General features: G+C 45.9%; 10 protein-coding genes and 3 tRNA genes. 4 read left to right on the plus strand and 9 right to left on the minus strand.

Annotation, left to right across the window (positions count from 1 at the left end):
- Positions 1-12 precede the first annotated feature (12 nt).
- Together fabG and ABS362_RS09970 are read left to right on the plus strand one after the other, a co-directional pair.
- Entirely contained in the window at positions 13-759 is a 747-nt protein-coding gene (fabG, locus tag ABS362_RS09965; protein ID WP_350412299.1) for a 3-oxoacyl-[acyl-carrier-protein] reductase, read from the plus strand.
- Between the two features lie 162 nt (positions 760-921).
- Positions 922-3,003: a vWA domain-containing protein gene (locus ABS362_RS09970; RefSeq protein WP_350412300.1), complete on the plus strand. Its 2,082-nt coding sequence runs from the start codon at positions 922-924 to the stop codon at positions 3,001-3,003.
- Between the two features lie 683 nt (positions 3,004-3,686).
- Here the strand turns inward: ABS362_RS09970 and ABS362_RS09975 are convergent.
- Positions 3,687-3,759: transfer RNA gene (locus ABS362_RS09975), tRNA-Lys, on the minus strand.
- A gap of 150 nt (positions 3,760-3,909) precedes the next feature.
- A tRNA-Lys gene (locus tag ABS362_RS09980) sits at positions 3,910-3,982 on the minus strand.
- 115 nt (positions 3,983-4,097) lie between these two features.
- Between ABS362_RS09980 and ABS362_RS09985 the strand changes: the two genes are divergently transcribed.
- Positions 4,098-4,790 (plus strand): SH3 domain-containing protein, encoded by a 693-nt coding sequence (locus tag ABS362_RS09985; protein ID WP_350412301.1) that lies wholly within the window; start codon positions 4,098-4,100, stop codon positions 4,788-4,790.
- 91 nt (positions 4,791-4,881) lie between these two features.
- On the opposite strand, the gene ABS362_RS09990 is transcribed toward ABS362_RS09985, so the two are convergent.
- The 3 genes from ABS362_RS09990 to ABS362_RS10000 all read right to left on the minus strand — a co-directional run bounded on the left by ABS362_RS09990 (position 4,882) and on the right by ABS362_RS10000 (position 8,064).
- Positions 4,882-5,688, minus strand: a complete 807-nt coding sequence (locus tag ABS362_RS09990; RefSeq protein ID WP_350412302.1) for an SDR family oxidoreductase — start codon at positions 5,686-5,688, stop codon at positions 4,882-4,884.
- A gap of 171 nt (positions 5,689-5,859) precedes the next feature.
- Positions 5,860-7,218: a hypothetical protein gene (locus ABS362_RS09995; RefSeq protein WP_350412303.1), complete on the minus strand. Its 1,359-nt coding sequence runs from the start codon at positions 7,216-7,218 to the stop codon at positions 5,860-5,862.
- Between the two features lie 84 nt (positions 7,219-7,302).
- A complete protein-coding gene (locus tag ABS362_RS10000; RefSeq protein ID WP_350412304.1) occupies positions 7,303-8,064 on the minus strand; it encodes an ABC transporter ATP-binding protein in 762 nt (253 codons plus the stop codon).
- Between the two features lie 391 nt (positions 8,065-8,455).
- Between ABS362_RS10000 and ABS362_RS10005 the strand changes: the two genes are divergently transcribed.
- Positions 8,456-8,537: transfer RNA gene (locus tag ABS362_RS10005), tRNA-Leu, on the plus strand.
- 33 nt (positions 8,538-8,570) lie between these two features.
- Here ABS362_RS10005 and ABS362_RS10010 read toward each other — a convergent pair.
- The 4 genes from ABS362_RS10010 to ABS362_RS10025 form a co-directional block, all read right to left on the minus strand.
- The gene (locus ABS362_RS10010; RefSeq protein ID WP_350412305.1) at positions 8,571-10,142 is read right to left on the minus strand and encodes an NFACT RNA binding domain-containing protein; all 1,572 of its coding nucleotides are present in this window, start codon (positions 10,140-10,142) and stop codon (positions 8,571-8,573) included.
- Positions 10,143-10,444: 302 nt separating this feature from the next.
- A complete protein-coding gene (locus ABS362_RS10015; RefSeq protein WP_350412306.1) occupies positions 10,445-11,206 on the minus strand; it encodes an MBL fold metallo-hydrolase in 762 nt (253 codons plus the stop codon).
- Complete coding sequence (locus ABS362_RS10020; protein ID WP_350412307.1) at positions 11,207-11,476, minus strand: hypothetical protein; 270 nt, start codon at positions 11,474-11,476, stop codon at positions 11,207-11,209.
- Positions 11,477-11,857, minus strand: a complete 381-nt coding sequence (locus tag ABS362_RS10025; RefSeq protein WP_350412308.1) for a response regulator — start codon at positions 11,855-11,857, stop codon at positions 11,477-11,479.
- Between the last annotated feature and the right edge of the window lie 5 nt (positions 11,858-11,862).

Raw genomic sequence — 11,862 nt, forward strand, 5'->3', positions numbered from 1 at the left:
ACTTTGGTGCTTATGAAAGCATTAGAAGGAAAAGTAGCTCTGGTAACCGGGGCATCCAAAGGAATAGGTCGTGCCATTGCACAGAAGTTTGTGGAAGAAGGCGCGCAGGTAGCATTTACCTACTTATCAAGTGTTGAAAAAGGACAGGCCCTGGAGAAGGAACTTACTGCCAATGGCGGGAAAGCGAAAGGCTACCGCTCCGATGCGTCCGACATCGCGCAGGCTGATAAGCTGATCGAAGATGTGGTTGCTGAGTTCGGCAAGATCGACATCCTGGTAAACAACGCCGGCATTACCCGCGACGGTTTGCTGATGCGCATGACCGAAGACCAGTGGGATGCCGTGATCAACACCAACCTAAAATCTGTTTTCAACCTGACCAAAGGCGCTACCAAGCACATGATGCGTGCTAAGTATGGTTCTATCATCAACATTACATCGGTGGTAGGTATAAAAGGCAATGCAGGCCAGGCAAACTATGCGGCTTCTAAAGCCGGTAGCATTGGCTTTACCAAGTCGGTTGCGCTGGAGCTGGGTTCGCGCAATATCCGTTGCAACGCTATTGCTCCTGGCTTTATCGAAACTGAAATGACCGGCGAGCTGGATCAGAAAGTAGTAGACGAGTGGAGAAAGGCAATTCCGTTGAAGCGTGGCGGTACTCCGGAAGACGTGGCGAACTGCGCTGTATTCCTGGCTTCTGACCAATCATCTTACATTACGGGCCAGGTGTTGCAGGTTGATGGCGGTATGCTGACCTAATTTAGAAATGATGAATTGCGAATTATGAATTAAATTTATACTTCGTAAAACTATATGAAGACCAATGCGGTAACGTTTACGTTAGTAGCATTGGTCTTTTTCGTTTATCTTTAATTTCAAAGATCACCAATCGTAATCCGGAATTATTAATTCGTAATTAATTTGAACAGTTTCCGACTGATAACAACGTATTCGCCGTGGCTTATACTAGCCTGCCTGGCAGTTGGTGGGCTTTATGCGTGGCTGCTTTATAGTAAGCGTTCGCCGTGGCCGAAGAGTATAAACTATAGTCTGGCGGCACTACGGTTTCTGGTGGTTAGTTTCCTGTGCTTTCTACTGCTGGGGCCGATGGTGCGGTATATCTCCAACACAACTATAAAACCAACTATAGTTTTCGCGATGGATAATTCGCAGTCGGTGAAGCTGTTTTCTGATTCGGTGCAGTTAAGCCAGGTACAGGCAAGGTTACAAACTATAGTTACCAAGCTAAAGGATGCCGGCTACGAAACAGAGATAAGAACCCTAAGCGACACGACCAAACCCGAAACACTGGAGCAACTACAGTTCGCATCGCCGGCAACTAACCTGAGCCAGCTTTTACAAAACATCCGCAACGATTATAGTAACCAGAACCTGGCAGGTGTCGTGCTGCTCTCAGACGGTATCGTAAACCAGGGAATCTCGCCAACTTACGCTAACTATAATTATAGCATTTACCCGGTGGCCGTCGGCGATACGGTTCCAAAAAAAGATATTGTGCTGGCGTCGTTGCGTTATAACAAAGTAACTTATAGTGGCAATCGTTTTCCGCTGGAAGCGGAGTTGGAACACCGTGGTTTTGGTGGCAGAACAGTAGCTGTTACCTTAAAAGAGAATGGAAAACCGATAGATAGTAAAACTATAGTTTTAAAGCAGGGGCAGGCTGTGCAGCAGGTGCCGTTCCAGGTAATGGCAGGTGGTTTGGGCAAACGCCACTACGAAGTGGAAGTAATGCCGCAGCAAGGCGAGTTTACGGCTATCAACAATACCAAGCATGCTTACATAGATGTTGTAAAAGGCAAAATTAAAATTCTGATCGCCGCCGCCGCCCCACACCCGGATATAAATGCCCTGCGTGCTGCCATCGAAACCAACGAGAATTACGAAACCGAACTGTTTATTCCGGGCTTAACCTCGCTTAAACAGCTGGATTATGATGTAGCCATTCTTCACCAGTTGCCGGGCAGAACAGCCGGTGGTGATGCAGCGTTGAGTTTAGTCCGCCAGAAAAATATTCCGAGTCTCTATATACTTGGCCCGCAAAGCGACATTCAGGATTTTAATAAACTAAATGCAGGGGTGCGCGTGAATACAACAGGGCAGGCCGACGAAGTAACTACCGCCATAAACCCTAATTTCAGCACATTTAAAGTAGCCGATGAAGCAACAGAGCGGCTTCAGCAATACCCACCTGCATCAGTGCCTTTCGGAGAATACCAGGTAGCGCCAAACACCGAGACTGTACTATACCAGCAGGTTGGCAGGGTAAAAACCACTAAGCCACTACTAACGGTACAAACAGCTGGTAACACCCGCAACGCAACGCTGCTTGCCTCCGGAACATGGCAGTGGCGCATTTCCGAAGCGGCTAACAATCAAAATCCTGTTGTTTATGATAAACTCATAACAAATCTTGTGCAGCTACTAAGTGCGCCACGCAACAAAAAACGCCTGAATGTTTATCCTGCCCAGAACGATTACACCAGCAACGACGAGATCAGTTTTGAAGCCGAAGCCTATAACGAAGCACTGGAGCCTATTTACGGGCAGAACATTACCTTAAAGATCACAGACGAAACAGGGCAGATAAGATCGTTTACGTTTGCTAACGGTGAGAACCAGACAGGTGTAAATATTGGCTCCTTGCCCGGCGGACGCTATACCTACACGGCATCAGCACGCATCAACGGTTCCCTTCAACAGGATAAGGGTGAGTTTATAGTAGAAGAACTGCAATTGGAAGCCCTACATGCGGTAGCCGATCATAACCTGCTGTACCAACTTGCCAGCAACACCAATTCAACTCTGTACTTCCCTAACACCCTGGATCAACTGGAGCAGGATATCCTTAAAGCCAACCATAAGCCCGTTATTGATAGTACTGAAGATATCCGGGATGTTGTTGATATGAAGTGGCTGTTTTTTGTATTGTTGTTTTTGATAACTGTCGAGTGGTTTGTTAGGAAGTATAATGGGAGTTATTGAAAGACTTAACAGCGTACGGAGCTCTTACCAGAGTCAGGCTATAGTTTCCCTTTCGTCATCCCGAGCGTCAGCCGAGGGATCTTATGTTTCCTATAGTTTCTCTTTCGTCATTTCGACGCAAGGAGAAATCTGAGTTCTATAGTTTGAAACTCTACTTTTTGAACTAAGCTATCCTTTCAAACCACTTCCAATCCTGGGAGCTCTACAAACCTATAGTTTCAAATCAGCCTTGGTGCCCTCACGGCCGGGAGGCCTCGTCTTAGGGCATCGCGCTGCTGATTTGAAGCTACCTTCGTACCTCAGGTTGCCTAAAGGCACCGCAACAAATCAAAGGCGCTCAACCCAAAGACTGCGATCTTTCTCATAGTTACAGTTCGTCTATAGTTAGAACCGATAAGCTTCGAGTTTTATCGTGGCTATAGTTCCGTAGGGACAGGTCGCGACCTGTTCGCTCGACAGGCTGTAACTATAATATACTATAGCTTCAACTGTAGCAAAGGCTAAGAGTCCCCCTTTGAAGGGGGCGAAGGGGGATGTTAAACTGTACAAGATCTCTCACGCTGTTCGAGATGACAAAATGATGAGCATTAGTAGCAAAACTCCCTCTCCTGTTTTAAGAAGAGGGCTGGGGTGAGGTAACAAAAACAAAAAAGCCACTCGTTTCGGAGTGGCTTTTTATCTTGTGATCCCGCTGGGATTCGAACCCAGGACCCATACATTAAAAGTGTATTGCTCTACCAGCTGAGCTACAGAATCGGTACTACTTGTTTTCCCTTAAATGGGAGTGCAAAATTAAAATGTTAGTTCAGAATATCAAACTAAATTCTATATTTTTATTTTAACACATCCTGCTGATGTATTAGAAACGAAAAGCCTTTTCGTTCTGAAAAGGCTCTCGCATTTTAGTGATCCCGCTGGGATTCGAACCCAGGACCCATACATTAAAAGTGTATTGCTCTACCAGCTGAGCTACAGAATCTTTTTATTAACTTGCATTGCTAAGGGCGTTACCCTTAATTGCGATGCAAAAGTAACAGCAATCTGGTTAAATGCAAAATCTTTGTTTCAAAATATCTCTCTTTTCAGTCGTTTTTTTGCTCTCGTTTTTAAAACCGGCTTATAGTCAGGAACATAAAATTGCGTACTCCAAAGCAGATTCTTTGTTTCAGCAACAGCATTACACCGAAGCGCTAACTTTATACGAGCAAATTCTGAATAAAGAGCAACATTACTCTCCACAAATGTTGCTGAAGATGGCATATATTAAGGAAGGCCTGCGCGATTATACGGGCGCCATGTATTACCTGCACCTGTTCTACACCAAACAACCAAGCAGATCGGTACTTAAAAAGATGGAGGAGCTGGCGCATACACACCGCCTGAGCGGCTATGAGTACAACGACCTGCAGTTCTTTAAGACCCAGTTCAACAAATACTATATGCGGATATTGGAGCTTATGCTGCTGGCTGCTGTGGTAACCGTAACAGTTATGGTAGTGAGCTGGCGGAAAGGGCACAAGTTTACCGGTACGTTTAAGACTGGCTTTGTTCTATACCTACTGTTTATCCTCTATTATATCAATTTCCTGAATTTGGGGCGCGGCGCGATCATTAAAAACGACCAGGTAGCTATTATGTCGGCACCATCGGCAGGGGCAAACTGGATAGCAACTGTTTCGCAGGGCCACAAAGTGCCGGTAACAGGCGAGCAGGATATCTGGTACGAGATAAAATGGAAAGGCGAAACAGCCTATATCCGTAAGAACAACCTGCTGAAATTGCCTTGATTTCCTGACAAAGGATTCAAAAGACAAAGGACAAAAGACTTACAATAAATTGAAATCCTTTGTCCTTTGTCATACTGTCTGTTGTCAGAACCTACTTAAGCGGCGAATCTTTTTCTTTGGCCATTACATTGTAAACCAGCTTGTCTGTAAGGCCCGGAAACCACTTGTTAAGGAACACGGTCAGTTTACCCTGGAACGTCATTACAAGGTCGCGTTTGCGTTTTATAGTTGCTTTCAGGATCTGGTCTGCTACTTCTTCAGCCGTCATCATATTCCCTTCGTCGCGTGGCGATTCGCCCTGCTGCTGGCCATTTGCTGCTAAAGCTGTATTGCGGATGTTAGATGCTGTAAACCCAGGACAGGCGATGAGTACATGAACTCCCTTGTGCAGCATTTCAGTCCGAAGTGTTTCCAGGAAGCCATGCATGGCAAATTTAGATGCCGAATAACCTGTGCGGGCAGGTAAACCACGATAACCAGCTATAGATGATATCCCGATAACTGAGCCTTTAGCAGCCATAATATAAGGCAGCGCAAACTTGGTAGTATAAACCGTACCCCAGAAGTTAATATCCATCACTTTACGGATCACATCCAGGTCAAGGTCCTGGAACAGTGCACGCATCGAGATACCGGCATTATTGATCAAGACATCCAGTTTGCCAAAGCGATCTATCGTTTCCTGCACCATGCGCTGGCAGTCTGCCTCTTTGCTCACATCAGCGTTAATAGCTACATTCTCAATTCCGGCTGCGCTTAGTTCCTGGCTTGTCTGGTCCAGGTTCTGTTGGTTTCGGCCCGATACGGCTACTTTTGCACCGGCCTTACCAAAGGCAAAAGCACATGCCTTACCAATACCCGAAGTACCACCGGTAATCAATACTACTTTATCTTTCATCTTAATTTTATGCTCTGGCTATAGTTGCAAAGATAAGTAAGATTTTCAGGATGGAAGCGCAGAATGATTTGCCAACTATAGTTTGAGTAAAGCTATAGTTTGTAGGCAGATTGCCATAAACAAAAAGAGCCCCTGCTATTTCTGCAGAGGCACTCTTTCTATAGTTTATAGTTAGGCTTCAACTTTAAACAGCTTTCCGAAAAGGTCATACTTATACCTGCGGCTCTCCCGGAGCACAGCTACCATAGCAAACACAGATACAGCTATCAGAACAGGATATAATATGTATAGCAAGGGATGCAGCAAAGGCAATAACAGCAAGCCTACCAGCAGCAACGACAACATGTTATACAGGTATGATGTTTTCGCACTGAAGCTCATCATGCTGCCTTTAACCACCTTAGGGCTCACAAACGAAGCCAGTATGCCAAGCGGTGTAAGTACCAGCACCGAAGCAGCGTACATCAATACCAGGAAAACGGCATCATCATGGTTAAAGAAAGCGATATAGGCAGCCAGCAGGAATGCATCTATCAGCAACGGTACGCGCAACGGAATAAGGCTGGATTTAAAGAAATCTTTGGCGCTGGCAGTTGTGCGCTCTACCGTTAACCAAAGGTTTTTGTAAAAGCCCCACACATTATTAAAAACATAACTATAGATAATGGCGGGGCCAAAGAAGATCCAGATCGTTAAGTTCTTGTCGTAGATGTGTATACCCTTGGTTGTAAAAACAGCAGCATCAGCAGCCAGTATGATCAGTTTTAATCCTAGACCAAATAACAACAATTGGCGGGCCTGCTTCGAGTTTTTGAACAACCGCCAGCTAAGGCTGCGGTGTTTGTTATGGCTATAGTTTACCACCTTGCGCTTAGGCTCCATGGCAGCCAGCTCCAGGAAATAATTTGCCCCCAGAAATGCCCCTAGAGATGCTAAATGCACGACCAGCTCCATCCAGCCTTGCGCAGGGTTATACATTGGTAGCCGGGCCTGCAGCGCCACAAAAGCAGCCCCCAGCACAGCCCCCGAAATAAAGTTAAGGTGCAGCCAGCGCATTTTACGCTCTACCAGCACCTGCAACGACCGTTTGGTAATATGTGCCGTTAACATCACCATAATCGTCTGCAGCAAATACATAAATGTGTAGCTCGGCGATAGTATGAACAGCAAAAACAGGAAATTAACCAGCACAAAGTTGAAAGGTGAGAACAGCTCAACAGGCAACTCAACCCAGAAACGCTTAAGAGGCTTTATAGGGTAAAGCCTCGGGATCAGGTCCAGTTTGGGAACGTAGGCCGGGAAAAAGCCACGGATAATGGTAATGCCCAGCACAAACAGGTTTATATAACGGATTACTTCGGTAACGCTTGTGTCGCCACCATTCTGAGCCTGTTCCAGCAAATACGAAAAAAGCCAGCCATAGAAACCCGACAACACAATGCCACCGCCCAGTAGCAGCACACGCTGTAGTTTATTCTGTCTGAAAAATCCGTTAAGCCTTGCCCGAAGCGAGAACAGTATTAAATCCATTATCTATAGTTAAGAGTTTTGAGTTAAGAGTTAGGAGTTAAAAGAGAAACCCTTTTTAACTTTCTAACTTCCAAACTTTCTAACTTAATTGAGCATCCACTCGAAGTCGGCTTCGGCGGTCTGGTGGTGCGGGGTAAGCAACTGGAACAGGGCTTGGTCTATCAGGTTTTCGCCATTCATGGTAAACTCCTGCAGCGATCCGTTGTACATCAATTGGCCATCATTCAATACGCCGATGTGTGTGGCAATGCGCTCTACATAGTTCAGGTCATGCGACGAGATAAGCACCACGCGGTTTGGGGTAGAGTAACTGCGAATCAGTTTTACCAGCAACTGCGCCGCTATTGGGTCCAGGCCGGTAAATGGTTCATCCAGTATCAGTACCTGTGGTTTGTGTAGTATGGCTGCCACAATACCTATCTTCTTTTTCATGCCGGTAGAGTACCCCGCAATGTTCTTATGCAGCGACTCCTGGTCAGTGAAAAAGTAATTTGTCAGGCTTTTGATGCGCTCGGCAGCTTCGGCAGTGGGCAGGTTGTATAGTTTAGATACAAAGTTCAGATACTCCAGACCGGTAAATTCTTCAATCAGCGGATTATCTTCGCACAGGGCGCCCAGGTTTTGTTTTACTTCTAAGTGGTTGTCATTATACCCCTTTCCGTATAGTTCAACAGAGCCTTTGTCCGGCTGTATCAGGTCGAGTATAGCATTCAGGAAAGTACTTTTACCAACTCCATTCTTGCCTAACAAACAATAGCATTGACCGCTTTCTATCGTCAGGTCCAGTTCCTGCAGCACTTGCTTCTTGCCAAATGCTTTAGTTAATCCTTTTATCGCTATACTCATATGTTCTTTTGTACTTTTACCTTTGTGCTACTCCGAAGATCCGTAAAGGTGGTTCCGCTTTAAAGTTACGTACTACCCCTGAAAAGTCCTAACATTAAAACTATAGCTGCCGGACTTTGTTTTTGAAACGCCCTGATAAACTGCGTGCTTGATTTGCAACAACCGTTCTGAACAAAATAGTTCTAAAAAACGGACTTTAGTTAGATGTTTTAAAAAAGCATTAGGAAAGAGTAGGGTAGGAGGTGTTTAAATTGGATTTAAACTATAAAATTGGCTTTTGATGTTAGCGCTGAGCGATTAGAAATAATGAGCAGAATAGCGGCTGATTTATCTTAAAATGGGATTTGCATATATGATATCAGGTGTTTACTTTTGCATCCACCTTTTACCTGCGCACGTGGTGAAATTGGTAGACACGCCATCTTGAGGGGGTGGTGCCTTCGGGTGTGGGAGTTCGAATCTCCCCGCGCGCACTTTACGATAGCCGTAGCTTTAACGAGTTACGGCTATTTTCTTTTCTCAAAAGGATTTTCAGGCTTAACCAGTAATATTTTTTCGCGCTCAACTATAACCGAACCTGCCGGAGCTCCCTTTGCTTTCCGAACCCATTTTTTTGGCGTGTAGATAACCGGGCAAAGCGAATCCTGTTTTCGTTTTGAGTACCAGGCTGCCAGTTGCGCGGCTTTCTCCAGTACCGTAGTTGGTATAGTTTTGCCAGCCTGGTGCTTGATGACCACATGCGAACCCGACACGTCTTTGGCATGCAGCCACATGTCTTCTTTATAAGTATGGCGCTGCGTTAGCTCATCGTTGTTCTGCGAGCTTTTGCCAACCAGTATCTTATAGCCTTCCGTCTCAAAAACCCTGAACGGTGATTGCTGCTGTGCCTGTTGTTTTGAGGATAGCAGGTTGGTATGGTCGCGTAGGTAAATTTTCAGTTGCTTATAGTTGTCTACTTCGGCTAAGGCTTGTAGGGCAGATTCCAGGAGGATGATCTCTTCCATTTTGCGCTCGGCCTTTTCTTCCAGTTGCTGAATTTCGAGGTGCTGGTTTTTGGCTTTACGGTATAGCTTCTCGGCCTGCTTTTGAGGCGTTTCGTTACGCTTTAACTTAAAGGTGCGCTGTTGGTCGGTATAAAAATCGTATAGTTCTACTTCTTGGGCTTGCGGCGGAATGTTTGTCAGGTTGGCCATTAAAATATCCGCCGATTGTGAGTAAGAGCAGTTGCGGCGCATTTCCTGTAGTTGCTGCGTGGCTTGTTCCAGCACCGTTTGCGAACCGTTCAGCTTTTTGGTGAGTTGCTGCTTTGCCTGTTCGTACTGCTGCGAAAAACCGGTTTCAGATAAATAGAGCCGGGTATAGTTGTTCAGCGCTTCCAGCGGATCGGGGTAACTATAAACTACTTCGCCCAACTGTAACAGTGATAACCTGAGTTTGCCTTTATAACGGATAATGTAGTAAGCGTCAGGGTTGTCAAGCTGCTCCAACACTTGCTGCACCAGTTCCCATTTCTCTTCCAGGGTTGCCGAACTATAATTTTGTTGCTCTAAATAATCTGTGGGTAATTCTCCAAAGGTTGGGTATAGTTTGCGCAGGTTGCCATCAGCAGCTTCAAAAGCAGCGAAGTTCTGTGGCAGTGGCCGGTCCATATGCAGTGGGTTCAGCTCTGCATCGGCAGCAAACTTTTTATGGAACAGGTGCAGCGGCTCGCCATGCTGGTATAGCACGATGTTAGAACGATTACCAAACAACTTAAAAAGCAGCAGCATCTCATCTGTCAGCTGCAGGTAAAAGCTGCGTTCGTTCAGGTGCTGTACCACATCCAACACCTTTTGCCCGATCATCTGCTTAAACAGGTTTACACTGTTAGCCCGCGCACGCTTATAATCATCCGGAAAAGAAAGTGCCGAAAAATGAGCTGTAAGTCCAGCCCGTATATAAAACTCCTTGCTTTCATCAGCAAACCCAATTACCAGTTCATCCTTGTTCTGGCTAAAGCAGGTCACGATCTCTTTCCCGATCAACTCTGTTTTGAGCCGGCGGGATAGGTGCTGTAAAAAGTGGTAGTTTTGGTGCACTTCGTTTAATTATGAATGAATTATGAATGAATTATGAATGAATTATGAATGAATTATGAATGAATTATGAATGAATTATGAATGAATTATGAATTGATCAACTCATATCGATGATCAACTATAACCCTCGCTCGCCTCTGGCGAGTGTGAGTTACTGGTGGCGTCTCGCCACGTTGCTCAATTATAATTAATTTACAAAAATATGCGGCCAGAGTCCGCTGGTAGCTCACACTCGCCAGAGGCGAGCGAGGGCCGGAAATCTAGCAACCAACAACTAATAACCATCAACTAACAACTATAAACTATAGTTGTATTTGCAGGCCGTCGTAGCCGAGGCGGATAAAGTCGGGGAGTTGCTGTTCTACTTCGTGGTGCAGGCCCATCAGGTGGCTAATGTGAGTGAGGTAGGCTTTCTCGGGCTTAAGTTCGGTCAGCACATCTATAGCCTCCTGCAGCGAGAAGTGGGAGATATGCGGCTCTTTGCGCAGCGCACCCAGCACGATAACTTTTGAGCCACGCACTTTGTCCATCTCTTCTTCCGAGATAAAATTGGCATCGGTGATATAGGTAAAATCGCCAACTCTAAAACCAAGTACAGGTAGTTTGTAATGCTTTACCCGAATCGGGATGAACTCAACTCCTTCGATCTCAAATGGCTCTTCGGCAATCGGGTTAAGATCTACCCTCGGGATGCCCGGATATTGGACTCCAGAAAAAATGTAAGCAAACTCGCGCTTCAGTTGTTCCAGCACTCGTTCTTCGCCATAAAGCGGCATGTCTTTGTGCTGACTGAAATTGTAGGCCCGTATGTCGTCGAGGCCGGCGGTGTGGTCTTTGTGTTCGTGGGTAAAGATAAGGGCATCCAGGGTGCGGATGCGTTCGCGCAAGGCCTGCTGCCGGAAGTCGGGGCCCGAATCTATGATAAAGCTTTTGCCGTTTACCTGCAGGTGTACCGACACGCGCAGGCGGTTATCGCGGTAGTCTACAGAACGGCAAACCTCGCAGTTGCACCCGATCACAGGCACACCCTGCGAGGTTCCCGTACCTAACAGTGTTACTTTCAATTACTTTTCGTGGTTTCGGATATCGTGGTATAGTTGCCGGTTCTTATCGCTTAGGCGACTTTCGTCCAGCGCAATAGATCGGAGGATATCGTAGAGGCAATTCACTTTGCCCTCCAGGCTATAGTATTTGTTTACTACGGCCACTTTCATATCCTTCAGCACACAATAGCCGGCTTTAAAATTGCCTTTTTCGTATCGCAGCACAAAATCCGACTCTGCAAAAATATCCTCCAGCTTGTTTAAAAAAGGCCGCGTGTACTTCAGCTCCATTTATGCAGCAGTGTACTCTTTTACGGTTTGTACCAGCATATCGAAGTCCAGTGGTTTAGGCAGGTATGCATTTATACCAGCTTCCTTAAAGTCTTCCATGCTGTAGTTGTTGGCGTTACCGGTAACCGCAATTATCGGAATGTTAGCGATATCCTTGTTTTTGCTTGCACGGATCTCGCGTGTGCACTCCATGCCATTCTTTATCGGAATGTTAAGGTCCATCAGGATCGCGTCGATCTTGTTGTTCTCTACGGTTTTGATCACCTCGCCACCGTTCTTAGCGGTCAGGATCTTATAGTTCTGCAGTTCCAGGATCTTTTTTGTCAGGTTCAGGATTACAGAGCTATCCTCTGCTATCAAGATTGTTTTGGTTTCTGCCATAGTAG

This window comes from Pontibacter populi, from assembly GCF_040278685.1.
GTDB lineage: Bacteria > Bacteroidota > Bacteroidia > Cytophagales > Hymenobacteraceae > Pontibacter > Pontibacter populi.

Bases quoted from the DNA above. Each gene is read 5' to 3' on its own strand.
- fabG (WP_350412299.1), top strand. From the start codon at position 13: ATGAAAGCATTAGAAGGAAAAGTAGCTCTGGTAACCGGGGCATCCAAA.
- ABS362_RS09990 (WP_350412302.1), bottom strand. From the start codon at position 5,688: ATGAAAGATAAAGTAGTATTGATTACCGGTGGTACTTCGGGTATTGGT.
- ABS362_RS09995 (WP_350412303.1), bottom strand. From the start codon at position 7,218: ATGGATTTAATACTGTTCTCGCTTCGGGCAAGGCTTAACGGATTTTTC.
- ABS362_RS10000 (WP_350412304.1), bottom strand. From the start codon at position 8,064: ATGAGTATAGCGATAAAAGGATTAACTAAAGCATTTGGCAAGAAGCAA.
- ABS362_RS10020 (WP_350412307.1), bottom strand. From the start codon at position 11,476: ATGGAGCTGAAGTACACGCGGCCTTTTTTAAACAAGCTGGAGGATATT.
- ABS362_RS10025 (WP_350412308.1), bottom strand. From the start codon at position 11,857: ATGGCAGAAACCAAAACAATCTTGATAGCAGAGGATAGCTCTGTAATC.